This window comes from Roseibium sp. HPY-6 (genome assembly GCF_040530035.1).
Taxonomy (GTDB): domain Bacteria; phylum Pseudomonadota; class Alphaproteobacteria; order Rhizobiales; family Stappiaceae; genus Roseibium.
This window is the reverse complement of sequence record NZ_JBEWCD010000001.1, coordinates 2,025,688-2,044,074: the sequence shown is the minus strand read 5'-3', so window position 1 is coordinate 2,044,074 and position 18,387 is coordinate 2,025,688. Positions and strand designations below refer to the sequence as shown.

The 18,387-nt window shown below is 56.1% G+C and carries 19 protein-coding genes; 10 read left to right on the top strand and 9 right to left on the bottom strand.

The features are described from left to right. From ABVF61_RS09485 to ABVF61_RS09460, 6 genes are all read left to right on the top strand, one after another. Positions 1-798 (top strand): carbohydrate ABC transporter permease, encoded by a 798-nt coding sequence (locus ABVF61_RS09485; RefSeq protein ID WP_353993269.1) that lies wholly within the window; start codon positions 1-3, stop codon positions 796-798. Then, positions 798-1,076 carry a DUF2160 domain-containing protein gene (locus tag ABVF61_RS09480; protein ID WP_353993268.1) on the top strand — a complete coding sequence of 93 codons (279 nt, stop codon included), beginning with the start codon at positions 798-800 and terminating at the stop codon, positions 1,074-1,076. The genes ABVF61_RS09485 and ABVF61_RS09480 overlap by 1 nt, the downstream gene beginning before the upstream one ends. Positions 1,077-1,269: 193 nt before the next feature. Continuing rightward, on the top strand, positions 1,270-1,665 hold the full coding sequence (locus tag ABVF61_RS09475; protein ID WP_299483942.1) for a BlaI/MecI/CopY family transcriptional regulator: 396 nt from the start codon (positions 1,270-1,272) through the stop codon (positions 1,663-1,665). Next, entirely contained in the window at positions 1,652-2,809 is a 1,158-nt protein-coding gene (locus ABVF61_RS09470; protein WP_353993267.1) for a M56 family metallopeptidase, read from the top strand. The genes ABVF61_RS09475 and ABVF61_RS09470 overlap by 14 nt, the downstream gene beginning before the upstream one ends. 717 nt (positions 2,810-3,526) lie before the next feature. Then, the gene (locus tag ABVF61_RS09465; RefSeq protein ID WP_353993266.1) at positions 3,527-3,997 is read left to right on the top strand and encodes a hypothetical protein; all 471 of its coding nucleotides are present in this window, start codon (positions 3,527-3,529) and stop codon (positions 3,995-3,997) included. Between the two features lie 26 nt (positions 3,998-4,023). After that, positions 4,024-5,463, top strand: coding sequence for a hypothetical protein (locus tag ABVF61_RS09460; RefSeq protein WP_353993265.1), 1,440 nt, complete (start codon positions 4,024-4,026; stop codon positions 5,461-5,463). A gap of 45 nt (positions 5,464-5,508) precedes the next feature. Here ABVF61_RS09460 and ABVF61_RS09455 read toward each other — a convergent pair whose 3' ends face one another. The 8 genes from ABVF61_RS09455 to ABVF61_RS09420 all read right to left on the bottom strand — a co-directional run bounded on the left by ABVF61_RS09455 (position 5,509) and on the right by ABVF61_RS09420 (position 13,620). Beyond that, on the bottom strand, positions 5,509-5,784 hold the full coding sequence (locus tag ABVF61_RS09455; RefSeq protein WP_353993264.1) for an amphi-Trp domain-containing protein: 276 nt from the start codon (positions 5,782-5,784) through the stop codon (positions 5,509-5,511). Continuing rightward, entirely contained in the window at positions 5,781-7,130 is a 1,350-nt protein-coding gene (locus ABVF61_RS09450; protein WP_353993263.1) for a metallophosphoesterase family protein, read from the bottom strand. Before ABVF61_RS09450 ends, ABVF61_RS09455 begins: the two co-directional genes overlap by 4 nt. 21 nt (positions 7,131-7,151) lie before the next feature. Next, the gene (locus ABVF61_RS09445) at positions 7,152-7,853 is read right to left on the bottom strand and encodes a histidine phosphatase family protein (RefSeq protein ID WP_353993262.1); all 702 of its coding nucleotides are present in this window, start codon (positions 7,851-7,853) and stop codon (positions 7,152-7,154) included. After that, positions 7,853-8,950 (bottom strand): HprK-related kinase B, encoded by a 1,098-nt coding sequence (locus ABVF61_RS09440; protein WP_353993261.1) that lies wholly within the window; start codon positions 8,948-8,950, stop codon positions 7,853-7,855. The genes ABVF61_RS09445 and ABVF61_RS09440 overlap by 1 nt, the downstream gene beginning before the upstream one ends. After that, positions 8,947-9,837, bottom strand: a complete 891-nt coding sequence (locus ABVF61_RS09435; protein ID WP_353993260.1) for a GAK system ATP-grasp enzyme — start codon at positions 9,835-9,837, stop codon at positions 8,947-8,949. Before ABVF61_RS09435 ends, ABVF61_RS09440 begins: the two co-directional genes overlap by 4 nt. Beyond that, positions 9,830-11,464, bottom strand: coding sequence for a phosphotransferase (locus ABVF61_RS09430; RefSeq protein WP_353993259.1), 1,635 nt, complete (start codon positions 11,462-11,464; stop codon positions 9,830-9,832). Before ABVF61_RS09430 ends, ABVF61_RS09435 begins: the two co-directional genes overlap by 8 nt. Beyond that, positions 11,457-11,873, bottom strand: coding sequence for an NUDIX domain-containing protein (locus ABVF61_RS09425; protein ID WP_353993258.1), 417 nt, complete (start codon positions 11,871-11,873; stop codon positions 11,457-11,459). Before ABVF61_RS09425 ends, ABVF61_RS09430 begins: the two co-directional genes overlap by 8 nt. Positions 11,874-12,252: 379 nt before the next feature. Then, a complete protein-coding gene (locus tag ABVF61_RS09420) occupies positions 12,253-13,620 on the bottom strand; it encodes an alpha-glucosidase/alpha-galactosidase (protein WP_353993257.1) in 1,368 nt (455 codons plus the stop codon). A gap of 92 nt (positions 13,621-13,712) precedes the next feature. Between ABVF61_RS09420 and ABVF61_RS09415 the strand changes: the two genes are divergently transcribed. After that, positions 13,713-14,606, top strand: coding sequence for a helix-turn-helix domain-containing protein (locus ABVF61_RS09415; RefSeq protein ID WP_353993256.1), 894 nt, complete (start codon positions 13,713-13,715; stop codon positions 14,604-14,606). A 17-nt stretch (positions 14,607-14,623) separates the two neighbouring features. Here ABVF61_RS09415 and ABVF61_RS09410 read toward each other — a convergent pair whose 3' ends face one another. Further along, positions 14,624-15,493 (bottom strand): MurR/RpiR family transcriptional regulator, encoded by an 870-nt coding sequence (locus ABVF61_RS09410; protein ID WP_353993255.1) that lies wholly within the window; start codon positions 15,491-15,493, stop codon positions 14,624-14,626. A gap of 147 nt (positions 15,494-15,640) precedes the next feature. On the opposite strand from ABVF61_RS09410, the gene ABVF61_RS09405 reads away from it, so the two are divergent. Genes ABVF61_RS09405 through ABVF61_RS09395 form a run of 3 tightly spaced genes read left to right on the top strand, consistent with a single transcriptional unit; the run spans position 15,641 to position 18,379 of the window. Then, positions 15,641-16,450: an N-formylglutamate amidohydrolase gene (locus ABVF61_RS09405; protein WP_353993254.1), complete on the top strand. Its 810-nt coding sequence runs from the start codon at positions 15,641-15,643 to the stop codon at positions 16,448-16,450. Then, on the top strand, positions 16,443-17,039 hold the full coding sequence (locus ABVF61_RS09400) for a TRAP transporter small permease subunit (RefSeq protein WP_353993253.1): 597 nt from the start codon (positions 16,443-16,445) through the stop codon (positions 17,037-17,039). The genes ABVF61_RS09405 and ABVF61_RS09400 overlap by 8 nt, the downstream gene beginning before the upstream one ends. Then, the gene (locus tag ABVF61_RS09395) at positions 17,039-18,379 is read left to right on the top strand and encodes a TRAP transporter large permease (RefSeq protein ID WP_353993252.1); all 1,341 of its coding nucleotides are present in this window, start codon (positions 17,039-17,041) and stop codon (positions 18,377-18,379) included. Before ABVF61_RS09400 ends, ABVF61_RS09395 begins: the two co-directional genes overlap by 1 nt. Positions 18,380-18,387: the final 8 nt, after the last annotated feature.

Below are 18,387 nucleotides of genomic sequence, written 5' to 3'. Positions count from 1 at the left end.
ATGCGTCTGAAAAGCCTGGTTCCCGCGCTCTACATTCTCTTCCTGATGCTGCCGATCTATTGGCTCGTCGCGATGAGTTTCAAGACCACGAACGAAATCCTGGCCGGGTTCTCGCTGTTCCCGCAAACCTGGACGTTTGCCAACTACATCGAGATCCTGACCGACCCGACCTGGTACTGGGGATACATCAACTCCATCATCTACGTGACGCTGAACACCGTCATCTCGGTCATGGTTGCGTTGCCGGCGGCCTATGCCTTTTCAAGGTATTCATTCGTCGGCGACAAGCAGCTTTTCTTCTGGCTCTTGACCAACAGAATGGCGCCTGCCGCCGTGTTCGCCCTGCCGTTCTTCCAGCTTTACTCGGCGGTCGGACTGTTCGACACGCACCTTGCCGTTGCGCTCGCACATTGCCTCTTCAACATCCCGCTGGCCGTGTGGATCCTTGAAGGTTTCATGAGCGGCGTTCCGAAGGAACTGGACGAGACCGCCTATGTGGACGGCTATTCGTTCCCGCGTTTCTTCGTGACCATCTTCCTGCCTGCCATCAAGTCGGGCGTTGGCGTGGCTGCCTTCTTCTGCTTCATGTTCTCATGGGTGGAGATGTTGCTGTCCAAGACGCTGACCGCTGTCGAGGCCAAACCCATTGCCGCCGTTATGACCCGGACCGCCTCCTCCGCGGGCTACGAACTCGGGCTGCTGGCGGCCGCCGGGACCCTGACTATCATTCCCGGCGCCATCGTCATCTATTTCGTACGCAACTACATAGCCAAGGGCTTTGCCCTGGGGAGGGTTTGATGCTCGGCTGGATGGCGTGGACCTGGCCGACGGCACTGCTGTTCGTCGGCATATTTTCGGCAATCGGTCTCCTGACCGTGCTTGAAATCAGATACCCCGGCGGCGACGCCCGCCGCGGTGTCCTCGGACTGACAACGACACGGGGCGACCGTCTTTTCATCACGTTGCTCGGAACGGCCTATATCTTCCTGGCCTGGCTAGGGCTGATGGGTAATCCGTTATGGTGGCCGCTGGCTCTGAGCATCGGTTGGGGCGTCTTCTGCTTCTGGAAAGTATAATCCGGTAGATCGCTGCGTTGAGAGTAAGACTCAACCCGCGATAAGCAATGAAATTGAAGGGATCGGTTGAGGCTATAGTATTTCGGCATCTAATCGTGCATGAATAGGTGTCAGGGGCATGCATAAAATTATCGAAAAGAAGTTTTGGGCATGACCTGAGCCGCATCCAAACTGCAATTGGCACAGGGCTGTAATGAGAAAGCGTAAAAGCAACGAGTTTCTGACTGAAGTCGAACTGGAGTTCATGAGCGAACTCTGGAAACTCGGCGAGGGCTCGGTGCGGGATATTCTCGCGTCGCTGCCGACAGACAGAAAACTTGCTTACACGTCCTGTGCGACCATCATGCGGATCCTGGATGAAAAAGGCTTCGTGGACAGCCGGAAAGAAGGCAAAACATTCATCTATACCCCCCGGCTGACCAAGGACACCTACCAGTCCCGTTCCCTGAGAAACCTTTCTGAAAAACTGTTCGACGGTACACCCGCGTCACTCGTTGCGCGGCTTGTCGATGAGTATGAACTCTCAGATGACGACCTGGAGGAAATGAGAGCGTTACTGGACAGGAGGAGGACAGATGACGCTACTTAACCAGACTTTCGACATTTACGTCGATTGGAACATTACACTGGCCCTCACGGCCATCATCTGGCTTGCTGCAAAATTGGTACTGGCGCGTCTCGGGAGAAGACTTGCCTTCAATTATCAGCTGAGCATCCTGAACGGTTTGTTTGCCGTGATGATCTTGTCCCCTGTTGCCGTAGCTGTTTATCAGCAGATGCAGGTGGCACAGGTTGTTCCGGCGGCCGGATCGGTGAACCTTGCCGACTATGCTGTCTCACAGTATCTGCGAGGCGGCATCGCCATACCCGCCGAAGACTTTCAGGCGCTGTTGGGTCTGCGAAGTCGATTGACGGAAAGCGTGCTGAGTTTTGCTCCGGGCCTCGGAATGGGCGTCGTCCTGTTTCTCCTTGCCGGGTTTTCTTATTTCGGCATCAAGCTAATCGTCAGCATGGTGCGTCTTGCACGCATGCTGTCGGCGTGTCACGAGTGGCGCGCGGCTGGGCGGCTTCAATTGCTCTTGTCCGATCGCGCGCTGGTGCCGTTTTCAGCACGGGGATTTTTCCGGCATTACGTTGTGATCCCATCTGAGCTACTGGCAAAACCGGATGACCTGAAACTGGTTCTCAAGCACGAGTTTCAGCATTTGCGCCAGGGTGATGTGACCTGGGAGATCGGGCTGGAGGCACTGCGGCCGTTCTTTTTCTGGAACCCGTTCTTTTACGTGTGGAAATCGGAGGTCGAGCGGCTCCGGGAGCTGGCCTGCGACCAGAAGGTGACCGACGCGACCAATGTTGATCTTCGGTCCTATTGCATGTGTCTTTTGCGCGCTGCGCAAGCAGGCATAAGACGGCGGCATCGGATTGCCGGCAAGGACCGTGTTGGAAACGTTGCCGCTGTGGCGCTCATCGAGGTGCAAGACCGTTTGATGCGTCGCTCGCCTGCGCAAAAACTCCGTCGGCGTGTTGAAGCGCTTCTGGAGAAAGACCGCATGCGACCGCATTGGAGCTTCGTGTTTCTCGCCGTCCTGCCGATGATTGCGATTGTCTTTCTGTCCGCTCTGTCGATCCAGAAACCGGCCGACTGGACGCAGGACCGGCTTATGCTTTCAACGATCATAAATCTTGAGCGCCTCGAGACGATCAACACCTTTGGACAGCGCCCGTTGCGATAAAGCGGCAAACAATCCTTGATTTAGCCCAGTCCCTATGAGAATGCGATGGGACTGGGCCCGTTTGCCTTGTCGGCCGTCATCGATCGACTGTTCAGGGCACTGCATAAACCGGGCACTTTGGCGCGCCACCTTTGATCCCTTCATTGGCGCAGCATTCCGTCGACGTTTTCCGCTCATTCCAAATTCTTGCGATTACTGTGCTGAATTTACTTGTCTAAGTGAATGGATTGCATTACGCTGCGTAGCGCTCGAATAAGTAGTTTTTTATTTCTTTAAACAAATTTTCTCCATGTGATTTTTAGTGGAGCGACATCGCTATGTACAAAACCAGTTTCGGCATTTTTTCGCCAATCCCACAACGTGTCCGTGAGGTAGACGGCTTCTTCCCCGCTTTGGATAAGAACCACGCTGTTCAACAGTCTCGCCTGGAGCGGCCGCGATGCCAGCCTCATGACTCAAGGTGCGCGCGGTCTGCGCTCAGCTTGATTTAATCGTGCGAGCAGAAGCCCGTGCGAAAGTAACAGTCTGAATAGAAACGGGTCAGGACGCTATGCCGGACCCTTTAGAAGCGCATTTTTAAAGACACTAGCTACTCGCTGCATACCGGGCGGTGACCTTATTCGACTTAGAAATTTTCATCGGGAATGCCGCCGCACGGCCGCCTTCGAAAGATTTGGACATTGCATTGGCGTGCGACGGACAAACAGGGAGAAGACCATGACGCATCCACTGACTTTGACTTTGAAAATCAAGCAAGACCCGGCAACGCTTGCTCAGCTCGAAGAACTCAAGGCGAACTTCGCCGATCAGATCCAGCCAAAGATCGAAGAAGCTCTCAGAAAATCGAAGATCGTGCATTTCGCTCGGGTCGTGGTGATCGGAGACAATGAGTATATCCAGGTGATCACCGAGTATGATGGCGATCATTTCGAATATACGGAATTCTTCCGTGATGCACTCACGCCGGTCTTCGCAACCATATTCTCGCTTGCCGACGGCGTGCCGGATGTGAACGACCCGGCTGCATTCTTTGAGTTTTCGAAAAACGCCAACTACCGCACGCTTGGTAAATCCACCGACGGTGCGACCGATATGAACGGTAACCAGTCGGGCTGGCTGTTTTCAGCATATGACCATGCCGAGGTTCGGGACATCCTCAGCGCTTTGCAGGCCGAAGCGGCCGAGTAAACCAACCGACAGCGGCGGGGGCTGGCATGACACCCAATACGGACAATATTCAAAGCCTGTTCATTACGCGGTACAGGCACCCGCTTCGCGCGGTTCTTTTGTTCCGCATTATCGACCCCGCCGCTGCCCGGGGGTTCCTGCGAGACTGGGCCGGATCCGTAAATGGCGGCCTCGCGCCGCCGGGTTCCTACACGGACACCGGCGGCGGGTCACTGGAGCCGGTCTATCATTTTGCGTTCAACTGGCCGGGAACCGCACTGCTCCTGGCTACAAGGAACGGAGCTGGAGACGGCCTTGATCCCGAGGAGGTCGGCACCAATCTGGAGTCCTTCTTTACAAAACCGGAAAATGCCCCGCATTCGAGATCCGTGACCGTCAGCCTCGACATGCTGGACGCGAATGCCCCGGAGCACTGGTGGGAAGGCAATGCAGACCCGTCCGCGTTTCACATTGCCATGATTTGTTATTTTGCAGACGACACGCAAAAGACAGATGAACTCGCCCGCATTCGTGCCGCGGCCGCAACGGCCGGCCTCGTGGAATGGCAGTTCCAGTCGTTCGAAGATAACGCGCTCTCAGGTCATGTTCCCGATCAGGGTATCTTGCACTTCGGTTTCCGGGACGGTGTCAGCAAGATAGACATCGACTGGGAAGATACCGGTGCAGCCGGCAAGACGAACTTCCGCGAGTTGCTGCTCGGCTATCCATCCGACAGCTATAAGATAAGCCCCACCAATCCGGGGCCGTGGCAGGATTTTGTCCGGGACGGGACATACCTGAACCTGTCGTGGCTCTATCAGGACGTTGCCGCCTTCAACGCCTATTTGCACGAACAGCGCGCTGCTGCTGAGCCTCATAGTGGTGCGGCGGATCCCGAGGAGTGGCTGGCTGCCAAGATGATGGGGCGTTGGCGTAACGGTTCGGCGATGGCACTTCATCCCAACACGATGCCACAGCCCTGGGACCCGTCCGACAGGTTCGGGTATGCTGACGACGATGAGGGCCTGAAAACACCCCTGTTTTCGCATATTCGGGTGTGCAATCCCCGGGACCAGGGACTGACCCATGCAAACAGTGTCCGCTTTCCAAATGGCCCCCCCAGACTGATCCGCCGCGGTTTCTCCTACGGCCCCCCGCTTGAGGGCACCCAGGATGACGGCCTCGATCGTGGCCTGATCGGGCTTTTCGCCTGCGCGCGTATCAATGAGCAGTTCTATTCCGTGGTGCGTTGGATACAGAAGACGTCATTCAGCGATCAGTTCGACGCCATCAGACGTGGCCGGAAGCGGCAGGACATGATGTTCGGCTTCCGCGGAAAGCGGAATGCAGAGACGACAACCCATATCCCCGTTGAAGCAGCCGGCACACCTGCTCTGAAGCTGCCTCTCAAGGACTTCATCCGTTACAAGGGATTGGCCGTCTTCTTTGTTCCGAGTCTCAAGACACTGAATTATCTTGCCGGCTAATTGGCCGGTATCTTTGATGGAGCGGAGCGGCAAACGAGGGTCAGGTCAGCCGCCTTTGACCTTCAGCTTGCCGCTGTCCTTCCTGTCGTGACTGTCATTGGACCAGGTGATGCGCAGATCGAGCCTGGATTGGCCGTCCTCGACAGTGGCCGTCACCCGCAGATTCATCAAACCGTTGGGTTCCAGCGTAATGTCGCCGGTATCATCACCGAACTGAAGTTCGCCCTTGGCAATGCCGCGCTTGACGGCATCCAGCATCTTCTGGATGGATTTCCTGTCCTGCAGGGACTGGTGCCGGAAACGGCCCTTGCGCTCCATCATCGGATCAACCCGTGCTGTTCAAGGATCTGCGCCGGGTCGAACAGCTTGGCGTGCGGGTAGTCACGGCTTATCCCTATTATGTTGCCGTCCGGCTGAATGATCGTTGCTCCCGTTCCAATCCCTTCAAGACCTTCGGAACTTCTGGAATGGCGGTCAAGGGTGATATCCGCTTCCAGATGAAGCAATCCGTGTTTTGATTTGAGCTCCTGGCCCTGGTGGCGGTTGATATGTCCCTGGATGAGCATCTTGATGCCGGCGAGGTGGAGATCCTCCACGCCTTTTCCTGTCAGCGGGTGATCAATGTCCCGGTACTTCGTGCGCATCAGATTGGCGACGGTCCCGGAATAGAACACAAAGGGATCTTTCCGGCTCTCCTTCCTGAAGCGCCGGTTCACATGCGCAATGCCCTTGGCGGAGATCAGGGATGCCATGCTGTCGTCAATGCCTGCATGAACGAAGAGAAGAGAGCCGCTTTGGTGCAGGGCCTTCATGCTTTGGAAAAACCAGGCATATCGGCCTTCCGGCTCAACGAACAGGCGGCGGCATGTCAGGGCCGCGGCATAAAGTTGCCGAACCGACAGGCCAACGTCTTCGGCATGTTCGGCGAACTTTGCCGACTTCTTTTTCAGGCGCCGCATCTCCTTGCGCACCGCCGCTTCGTTCAGGTAATCCGCCGCAGCCTTTGGAAACTGTTTTGTCCACTTCTTGCCAGGGATCATAAGTGCAAGGCACGCTTTCTCATCCGGCAATTCGGCCAAGGCCCGGTCTTCATCGACGTACCGGTCGAAAACCTCGCGCATCAGGGGCATGACCTTCTTGCCCATGCGCACGAACATATGCGCATTGAGCGAGCCCCGCTTGACGGTCAAGGCTTCCAGTCCGAGAAAAAGCCGCAGGTCGTGGTTTCCGGCCAGGAGCACCACATCGGCACCCGATTTCTTCAGCCTGGCGAGACTGTCAAGCAAATCGAGATTGCTCGGTCCCTTGTCCAGACAGTCGCCGCCAATGATGATCTGGCAGCTTTTGCCGAAGGTCGTCAGGCTGAAATCCGATTGAACCGGTCCGTTGCGGACGATCGCACGGGCAGCGACAAGTGACCTGAACAGGCTCTCAGCATCCGCATGCAGATCCGAGATGAAGACAATCGGTTTGTCGGGCCAGTCCCAGGGACCAAGCGCATTTGCCTTGGCGAGACTTGTCACGAGATCTGGCGACTTTTCGTTGGCGGTTTTGCCTTCGGGGGATGTTTCAATCGGCCACGGAACGACACTCTCGGGAATTCCGAGATCGATGGCGGAACCCGGTGCAATCGGAGGGAGAAACGGGGCCAAGGGACTGTTCGTCATGAATTTCTCTTTTCGTCCACGTCAATCTGTCGAAACGTCTTTGGGTGTCCGCTCTTTCCAGCCGCCGGCGCAGTGCGACCAGCGGCCATCTTCGGAGCATTTCAGAACGACGGGCCTGGCGTGATGCATGCTGAGACCCCGAATGTCGTCGTAATTCAGGACCTTCAGGTGATAGGCGGCGTGGCGCAGGGATGCGCCATGGCCGACAAACACCCTTGCGTTTGATCCGGGGAATGCCTTCAGATCCCCGATGCCCGCGGATAGGATTCTCGCGACCCGTTCGCCCGCTTCCATAAGGCTTTCAGCACCGAGAGCCGGGAGCTTGTAGGTACTGTCGGATTTCCAGTCGGCCGGAGGCGTTGAATATCGCGGGTCTTCGGCAAGAACCTCTTCAATCTGCGCCAGTGTGAGGTTTGCGAAAGCGCCGACACTGCGCTCGGCCAGGTCTGCTTCCTCATCGACTTCGAATAGCTCTCCGGTCTCTTCCCCCAGCGTCCGGCACAAAAGCGACGCGGTTTCCCATGCGCGCAGCAACTGGGACGACATGACTTTTGATGAGATCGTCCAACCATTGGCTCGCGCCATTGCTGCAAGGTCCCGGCCTGCATTCATTGCCTGGGTTCTGCCTGTCTCCGACAATCCGAAGGGCTGCAGCGCACTCGGCGTTTCCGGTTTCTGATGGTAGTCGCCGTGCCGGAGCAGAATTGCGAACCGTTCTGCCATCATGGCTGCCCCAGCAGTTCTGTGCCGGCATCGAACAGGGCGTCGAAGTCGATCTGCCCCGTTACTTCCCAGACCTGGATGTCTTTTAATGCCGATAGGTAGGCACTGGTCTCCAGAGGTGACCGATCAGTCCAGAAAGGACCTTCGCTGGTCTGGTAGAACGGTCCGGGACTTTTCATGATTGCCGCGAGCAGGTCCGGCCTATCGTTGAGACTGATCTTCGAAACTACGGTTGGCGCATCGCTATCACGTGACCAGTTCAGAACCCAGAAGTCCGTGAGATGCGCATCGTGGGAAATGCGTCCGGGGCCGTAAATGTCATCGATGAAGAGATCGTATTTTTCTTCCAGGTGCCAGAGCTCGTCCGGCTCCAAGTTTTTGAGCTCTTCTTCGCGCTCTTCGTCGATCAAACCAGACAGGCGCTCATTTGTGACGATCGTGCCCGGGTTGATGCGCGGAAGCTTCGGAATACCAAGGGCGTTCGTGACCGTGTTGTCTTGGCGCACAAGCAAGCGGTCATTGGTCACATATTGGGTGCCGGCAACTTCCATGAGGCGTAGCATCGTGGTCGACTTGCCGCCGCCGGAAAGGCCGGAAATGGCAAGTCCCTTGCCACCGGTTCTGACAGCCGCAGCGTGGCAGGCGACCCAGCCCTGCCGCTGAAAGTGGTTCAGGATCTGCGTGTTTATGAAATTGATCACCTGGTTGGGATTGTTCTCGGTCGGACCAAAGGCGATTGACCAATCGGGGGTCTGGAGAAACTGAACGCCTGTTCGAACTTTCCTGATCAGGCGGCCGTTTTCCAGATCGGCAATCGCGTCCTTGCGCCCGGTTTTCCCGGGCTCTCTTGCCCAGTCCGCAAAACTGACCGCAAAGGGCAGTTCTACCGGCCCGAGGACATGAACGATCCTGTCGGGTTCCGCGGGTGCAGTGATCACATGCTGAAAATATCTGAGCAACTCTGCGAGGAGCTCGTTTGAGGTGCAACGGATTTCAAGAACATAACCGCCAACGGAAAGGCAAAACGGATCAGCATTCCTTGTCGCTTTGACCGGCGCCAGACAATCCACGATGTCTTGCACGGTTACACCGCTCATCGGATCAGCCTCGCGATCACGTGGTCTGCATAAAGGCTCGCGGCGTCGATCGATGCGCCTTCAAGTGCTCCCTTGAAACCGCCAAATGCCGACACTTCGAAAACGATAGGACCATCGTCTGTAAGCCCAACGTCAACCGTTGTGAAATCGAGCTCGAAGGGAGCCTGCGCCTTGTGCGCCAGATCGATCAGATCCTGTCCCGGCTCATAGGGCTCATATTTTCCGCCATGGAGGATCGTTGTGTTCCAGCTGTCTGTCTGTGCAACTCTCGCATATGTGCCCAGATAAGATCCGCCGAGAAACACCATGCCGAGATCACGGCCTGAAAGATTGACCTTCTCCTGCAGATACATGACCGGGTTTTCAGATTTGAACGCCACTATCTTCTCGCGCAGCACATCTTCGCCGGTGCTCGCGTCCATAAGGGTCATGCCGCGGGCCTTGGTTGAAAAGAGCGGTTTGAAAACCGCACCGCCAAAGCGTTTGACGGCGTCCAACGCCTCTGTCTCACTCTCGGTCACACAGGTCGCCGGCATTGGTATCCCCGCATTGGACAGGGTCACCGTGCAGCTCAGGCGATTGACCAATCCGAGAATCGAAGCGGTTTTGGAGAAAACCCGAACCCCAGCACTTTCTGCGACACGCAGCATCTCCAGACGGTCGAGTGTTGCCGGGCTGTATTCCTGGCTGATTTTCTTGATCACCAGTCCGTCAAGCCGGCACAGATCCTGTTCGCCGGCCATCAGCCTCCGGGATTCCAGATCCAGCGCGACGTCGGCCATGTCGACAACGCATCTGAAACCCGTACGGTTTTCCAGCGCATCGGCCAGCACTTCGGTCGACCATTTTCCCGGAATTCCGATCACGCCGATCTTCAGCTCAGTCAACGAAGATCTCCTTTAATGGCAGCCGGAACCTTGCTTCCTCGCCGGGTGGGCAGGCGAGGGCTTGTTCGAGGAGATACCGCGCTCTGAGCCACATGCGACGGGCAAGTTGCTTGTCGAATATGAAGCGTGTGGAACTTGCAAATGACCGCGCAAGGCCGAATGCCAGCCGATACTCGAACGTATCGTCCCCCTGCTTGCCGGCGAAGGATTTCGCGGATTTACAAAAGGCCAGCGAGACCCGCATGATCCTCTGGCGTGTTTCACGGTCGAGAACCTGGAGGCGGTAGTTCGACACCATGAAAACAGACACATCCTGAACATAGTCCATGTAGCGGGAACGGTGCAGATCGATGAAGTGCACGCGATTTTCGTCCGGGTCGTAAATGATGTTGTCCACGTTGAAATCGCCATGGATGTATACGGAGAACGGGGCAGGTGCGGCTGTTTCGCGCGCGGATGCCTCGTCAATCAGACTCTGAAGAGACGGCAGTTTGACACCGGAAAACCTGATTGAGCCGTCCTTGAATTCAGGGTGCACGCGGCGGACTTCATCCAGTCGGCTGATCAGCTGCTGCATGCTTCCCAATTCCGCCGGTTTGCGTGTCTTTGTCTGTTTCCAGACATCTTTCAGAGTTTTCGAAAGGCATGCGAGAGCCTTGTCGCACCTGGCCTCTGCTTCGTTAAGCACGACCTGCTCGAAAGTCTGGCCGGGAAGGTGTTCAATCAACAATGCAGCGGATTGATTTCTTTTCTCGTAGGAAAGGATTTTCGGAGCGAGGCCGGGGTAGATTTCGTGCCAGCTTTTGACGCCTTCGCGCTCTTCCTTGACCTTGCTCTTTTCACCATCTTTGAAAACAGCGGCGACTTCTTCTGTTTGCTTGTTCTTGATTGCTGAAATAGAGCTGCCCGAGCGTGTTTCGGCAATCGTTTCGATTTTCAGATTGCCACCAGTTCCCTCAAGATCCGCCATCAGGCTTTGAAGGGCGAAATAACGCTCCAGATTGACCGCCTGACCGATGTTTGCCGAGATCACTGCCTCGCTGATCGCATTCAGGGAATCTCCCATTCTCTGGAACTCGCTGGCGACCAGCAGACTGTTGGCGATATCTGCCGGTCGCAGCTTCGGGTTGCTCATGTCTTTGGTGTAGCTCTTGAAAAGCTTCCGGTAGTCGGCCTCGATCTTTTTCTGCAATTCGCCGATCTCTATGGCCTGTTCGCTGACGTTGCCGAAAAAGGCCTCTTCGATCCTGCCGACACCCTTGCGGACATATCTGACAAGGGGCGGATAACGAGCCGGAAGAAGCGTTTCGAATGTATCGATCCGCTCCACATGACGCAGCGATTGACGCGCGAGATTGGCAAGGCGCTGCAGATCGGTTGCAATGAACTCCAGACTGCGCAGCGTCAGATGCTTCCTGTTGCTTTGGCGCGTATTTGCCAATTGCCGGACACAGGCGGAATGAATGCGTGTCTTCAGATTATGCGCGTAACCCGCCCGGTCCAGGATCCGTCTTGCGCGCGCAGTCGTGGGGTCCTTGAAGAAGGCTTCGAGCTGCAGCAATTGACCGTCAATCTCCGCGCACAGAAAATGGAGATTTTCCCGTAGTGTCTTCGGCAGGTTAGTCATCAAAGGGTCCGAGATAGACTTCGCGGTTCGCCCTACATCCAAGTGAAAACAGTTTTGTGACATAGGCCGGACGAAGCTGTTGAGCGTTTTCCAGCGTGATCCAGCAAGTTGCCGTCTGATGGGGATCGGGCTTGGCGCCGAGAACAGGTTCGTAGTCTTCAGGAACGGAGCATTCGAAAACGAAATCGAGCTGATGCTGCCGCTCGGGCGGATCGGTTTTGTGCCTGTAGACTTCGGCAATATGAAGCAATTGGCCGACGGATACCTCGGCGCCGATTTCTTCGTGGCACTCGCGGAGAAGCGTCTCTACCAGCGATTCGCCTGGGTCCTGTTTGCCGCCCGGAAGAGTGAAATAATGACCTTTCAGCGGATGATGTTTTTCCTGAACAAGCAGCCGCTGTTCTTTCAAAATGAAGGCGCGGGGTGTCGACCGTATGACCGGGCGGAATGCGGGAGCTTCAAGATTGCTTTCGGCGGAGATGTCAGGCCGTCCCGTGTTAGCGCGTCTGTCTACGACCGTTCTGCTGATCTTCGGATACGCACTACAGTTTCCTTTGTTTCACTCGCCCAAACAGGGGCAGACCCAGCATTTTGACCGGTCTGTGTCCGTGCTTTAACAGTAAATAGATTCGTCAAAACTGGCTAGCCTGACGGCTCGTAGCCGGGAGCACAGGCGCAATGTGCGAGCCTTGGGTCGTGCGATTTGCGTTCAAGTTATGCGGCAGTCAGCGGCCACCACCCGATGTCGCGTGGCAGCCGCTTATTTTGGTCTCCTGAAGCGCAACGGTTCAGGCCGCTTTTCTCTGGCCCTGGAGCCAGGAGGGAAGCCAGTCCGCGTGCTCCGCTATCAATTCGTCAACCAGCGCGCAGATCTGGTCCAGATCAAGCTCAGCGGCGGTATGCGGATCCAGCATCGCGGCATGGTAGACGTGTTCGGGCGCTTCATCGATCAAGGCGCGCACCGTCAACTCCTGAACGGACACATTGGTTCTCATCAATGCAGTCAGCTGTGGCGGAATGTTTTCGACGCGGGTCGGCTGCACGCCGTTCCCGTCAACAAGACACGGAACCTCAACGGCACAGCCCCGCGGAAGCGCGTCGATCAGTCCGTGGTTCGGTGTGTTTCCATAGATGGTCGCCGGCACTCCCGTGGCGATCGCATTCATGATCTGAGATGCGTATTCGAGGGACAGTTTGACGTCGATGGCTTCAGGACCGAGAAAGACCCTGGCCTGCTCTTTCCAGTCGATTAATTGCTCTTCGCAGCGTTTTGGATATTCATCCAGCGGAATGGAAAAGCGCTTGATGAGATCGTCGCGTCCCGACTTGATGAACCAGGGTACATATTCTGCGAAGTGCTCGGAGCTTTCGGTGACGAAATAGCCGAGTTTGTGCATGACTTCGTATCGGACAAGATTTGGACAGCGCGGGTTCCAGTTCGAGGCCTTTGAGATTTTCCCTTCGAGATCACGCTGCTTCAGAACCGGATAAAGATCGCGAAGCGTGCCGTCATCCTGTTTTTCATGCAGGTGCAGGTAGAAGGCCATGTGATTGATGCCGCCGACCTTGTAGCTCAATCTGCTCGGGTCGATGCCGAGGTCCTCTGCCAGCTCCACTGCAGTGAGTGGAACGGAATGACACAGGCCCACCTGTTTGATCGCCGGGTATTTTTCGCTTATCGCCCACGTGTTGATCGCCATCGGATTCACATGCTGCAGCATGAGCGCATCTGGACAAACCGCCAGCATGTCCTCACAGATGCTCCACAAATGCGGGACGGTGCGCAGACCGCGCATGATGCCGCCAATGCCGAGCGTATCTGCAATCGTCTGGCGCAAACCGAACTTTTTCGGGATTTCGAAATCTGTGACCGTGCACGGCTTGTAACCGCCGATCTGGAAGGCAACGACGACAAAATCCGAATTTTCGAGCGCTTCTCTCTGATTGGCGTGACAGGATACGGTCGCTTTTGTTCCAAGAGAAGTGATCATCTTGGAAACAACCTGTTCGGATTCGCGCAGCCGCTCCGCATTGATGTCCATGAGGGCAAAGTGCGCGTTTGCAAGTGCCGGGCGCAAAAGGCAGTCACCAATAATGTTCTTGGCGAAGACTGTGGAACCGGCGCCGATAAACGTAATCTTGGTTGTATGAGGCATGGCATCTTCCTTCGGTTGCTGAAATCAGACTGCACTTTCGCGATTGATTGAGATATCCTGAAATCAAAGAAAATAGTCCGGATTTTACAGAAATGCCCGATTTGGACGGACAGTCGGTTTTCGGTCCTGATGACAGCGACCGCGCAACATATGTTGATGGCAAGCCCGTGGTGTTCGGGCAATTCGCCATGCGCCGATTCGTACCGGTTACCCATCCGATCGACTGGCATGGCCACATCGAATTCAACTGGCTCGTCGGCGGATCGATGACCTATCAGTTCGAAGCGGACAAGGTGGTGCTTCCCAAGGGGCGTCTTTGTTTCTTCTGGGCCGGGATCCCCCATCAGACGCTCGAGCTCAGCCCCGACGACAAGGACACCTACGAGCTCACGAACATGTATTTTCCGCTGGATGTCTTTCTGTCATTGCGTGGTGTTGGTCACGTCCAGCGCGCATTGCTTGCCGGGGCTTTTCTGACAGTGCCTGAAGACCTTGTCGATATGCGCATGATCAGCCGATGGTTCGGCGATTACGAGTCCCGCAATCTGCTGCGATTTGAATGTCTTACAATCGAACTGCAGGCATTGATGCGCCGCCTCGCATTGAGAGACGCACTGGAGGATCTCAGATCCCCTCAAACGCCCTTGGCAAATAAGGAAGTGCGTGCCGGACCGACAGAACATGTCGTGAGCATGATCGAGACTGTGATCCAGAATATCTCCGGCCAACTGACGACTCGTGACATTGCCGAGGCGACAGGCCTCAACGCGAATTACGCGTCAAACCTATTCAGAAGATATCTCGGCATCACGCTCAAACAGTTCACAGTCCGCATGCGCCTCATCAGGGCCCGGGAGCTTTTGCTGTCGTCAGACGTCTCCGTGTCGGAAGCGGCCTTTCAAGCGGGGTTTTCGTCGACGAGCCAGTTTTATTCCAACTACCGAACCGTTTACGGTAATTCTCCGGGCGATTTACGTCACGTATGACAAATCGCGCGCAATGATCAGATATCCGGCCCGTTCGTGCGCCCTTCCGTGGTGGGGTCGATCTCATTCCGCAGCGCTTCCAACGCACGCATCCGTTCCTGCGCATGTTTCTGGTTCTGGCGGGTCACTCCAGCGATCAGGACTTCGGCAATGGCCATCAGCGCAAGGGACGAATCCCAGGGCGAGGGAACCGCTACTCTTGCCGGAAGAACAAAGCTTGCGATGCGGCCGACAGGCGACATCCAGCTGTCGGTAACCAGGGCCACCGTTGCTCCCTGTTTTCCGGCAGCTTCGGCAAACTGGATGATTTCCGTCTGGTAGCGGCGAATATCGAACACAAGAACAACGTCCTTGGGGCCGATGGCCAACAGCTGATCCAGCCAGTTGCCCTGTTGCCCGGCGATGTGATTCACACCGGAACGTACAATACGCAGATGCGCTGCCATGTACCTCGCAAGCCCGTCGGTAAAGCGTCCACCGATCAGGTGAACGGTCTTCTTCTCGTCCGACAAGAGGCGGATCAATCCGTCAAGTTCGCCCTTGGGAAGATGCTCAAAAGTCTCCCGGACGTTTTCCAGCAACTGGCTGACATGCGGATCGCCACTGGTCTGTTCGCCAAGCGTCGTGCTTCGAGCCAGTGGCGAGTTCAGCTGGCTTTCCAGTTCATTTCTCAGTTTTTTCTGAAACTCTGAAAAGCCCGGAAACCCGAGCCGTCCGACAAATCGAAGGATCGTCGGAGAACTCACCCCGGCGGCTTCGGCAAACTGCGCCACCGTGCCCAGACCCTGAACCGGATAATTCGCCATCAGGGCATGCGCTGCTTTTTTTTCCGTGCTTGTGAATTCGTCGAGGCGGTCGCGAATATCTTCCAGAAGTGGGCGTTCCATTGGTTTTGCCTGCTTGTGTCCCTGTCGTCTTATTTTCATTTGACAGCGGCATCGATCTGCGTATCAAATATTACAGAACTCAACTCAATCAGCAATCCTGTAATAAACATTACAAAGTGCTGTGTTGGCACTTCAAGGGGAACAAGCATGGGAGCAAGCCCTCAAAACGGCGAATTCGCCGGGGCTGTCGCGATTGCAAATTCACGGGGGACGGGACCTTTCGTCTTCGTCTGCGACCACGCTTCCAATTTTTTTCCACCGCCCTACGATCAGTGTCTGGGCATTACAGATGCTGAGAAACGCGCGCATATCTCGTGGGATCCAGGCGCGCTCGGTGTTGCCAAGGGCCTGTCCGAGCGTCTCGATTCCCCGTTGGTTCACACCACGATTTCGCGGTTGATCATCGACTGCAACCGCGAAGAGGACAGAGGAGACCTGATCCCCTCCTTGAGCGAAACCACCGAGATTTCAGGAAACAAGAACCTCTCTGATGACGAGAGATCTTATCGTCTCAATCTGGTGCATCGCCCTTTTCATGATGCGATCGACCAGGTGATCAGCGAGCGGGAAGGCCGCGGGTTGCCAACCGCGGTTGTCTCCATTCACTCCTATACACCCGTTTACAAGGGACAAAACCGGCCTTGGGAGATCGGCCTGATTTCGGACAGGGACAGACGGCTTGCCGAACAGGTTCTTGTAGATCTCAAGGAGCTCGGAAGCCTGACAGTGGGAGACAACGAACCCTATTCCCCCTCTGACGGCGTTTACTACACACTCAGCCGGCACGGTGAAAACCGAAAGCTGCCGTGCCTCATGGTCGAAATCCGCAATGACGAGATAACCACACCGGAAGAAGAAGAACGATGGGCAGGTCTGCTGGCGCCGCTCCTGCAAAAGGCCATGCAGGCCGGCAATTCGGCACGTGGCGAAGCCGCGGCGGGAGGCGCTGATGCTTAAGGCCGCGCGGATTTATGTGCGCATCGTTGACAGTTTCAACCGCGGCCTTGGAAAGGTCATCATGTGGGGCGTCTTCGTCATGGCAGGCATCCTGCTTTGGTCGTCGATATCCAAAACCTTCTTCAATCCTTCGCTCTGGACACTTGAAGTCGCTCAGTTCGCGATGGTCGCCTATTATGTCCTCGGTGGACCCTATTCGATCCAATTGGGATCCAACGTGCGCATGGATCTCTTCTACGCCGAGTGGAGCGTGAAAAAGAAAGCCTGGTTTGATGCTTTCACCGTACTCCTGCTGGTGTTCTACCTTTGCGTTCTCATCTATGGGGCGCTGAATTCCTTTGCCTATTCACTTGGCTATTTCGGCAAGGAACCCTTCCAGTTCTACCTGGAGCTGATCGGAGCCTTCTTGACCGGTGGCCCGGCGGCCGCGCAGGAAAAACTCGGGTTTATCGAGCGCAGTCCGACGGCCTGGCGCCCCTATCTCTGGCCCGTGAAGCTGATCATGATCCTTGGATTTTTCCTGATGCTTTTGCAGGTCCTTGCTGAGCTTTTGAAAGACATTGCCCGGATCAAGGGAGAGACGATCTGATGTCGTATGAGATGATCGCTCTTCTGATGTTTTCGTCGATGATGCTGATGCTCCTGACGGGGCAACGGGTCTTCGGTGCCATCGGTGGTATCGCCTCCATTGCCGCGCTGTTGCTTTGGGGAACCGGCGGCGGTGACATTCCTTTCTCGGCGGCGATGAAGCTGATGAAGTGGTATCCGCTGCTGACGCTGCCGATGTTCATCTTCATGGGGTATGTCCTGTCAGAGACCAAGATCGCCGACGACCTCTACAAGATGTTCCATGTCTGGATGGGGCCGGTGAACGGTGGATTGGCCATCGGCACCATCCTCCTGATGGTGCTGATCTCGGCCATGAACGGCCTGTCCGTCGCTGGAATGGCGATTGGCGCAACAATCGCGCTGCCGGAACTGCTCAAACGAAAATACGACAAGCGGATGGTCACGGGGGTGATCCAGGCCGGGTCGTCGCTCGGGATCCTGGTGCCGCCATCGGTCGTGCTGGTTCTCTACGCAATGATTGCCAGGGCTCCGGTTGGCCAGCTCTGGCTGGCAGGCGCGGTTCCGGGGCTGATGATGGCGGCCATGTTCGTCATCTACATTGCGATCAGGTGCCGCGTTCAGCCCGAGCTCGGACCGGCCCTAACCGAAGACGAACGCGAAGCCTCCAAGGATCAGAAATACACGCTGCTGCTGGCCGGCATCCTGCCTATCGTCATCTTCGCAACGATGATGGTGCCTTTCGTGAACGGCTGGACAAGTCTGGTTGAAAGCTCCGCGATCGGTGCACTGACGGCCTTGCTGGCCGCTATTGTCCGCCGCCGGATGACCTGGGACATTCTCATTCTGTGCTTGAAGAACACGCTCGGCATTTCCTGCATGTTCATGTGGATCATCCTGGCGGCTCTCGGCTTCGGCGCTGTCTTCGATGGGCTTGGCGCTGTCAAGGCGATCGAGAACCTCTTTACCGACCAGCTTGGCCTGTCGCCCTGGATGATCCTCATCCTGATGCAGCTGTCTTTCCTGGTCATGGGCACGTTTCTCGATGACACGGCGATGCTGGTGATCGTGGCACCGCTCTACGTGCCGCTGGTCGCGACACTTGACCTCGGCATGCCGCGCACGGACATCCTGATCTGGTACGGCGTGCTCTATACGATCACCACGCAGATTGCCTACATGACGCCGCCGTTCGGCTACAACCTTTTCCTGATGCGGGCAATGGCGCCCAAGGACATCACAATGCGGGACATCTATGGTTCGATCACGCCATTCGTCCTGGTGATGGTTCTGGCGCTGGCGCTCGTGATGGCTTTCCCGCAGATTGCGCTTTGGCTACCCGATCTGGTCTATGGCAGGTAGCGGAGCCA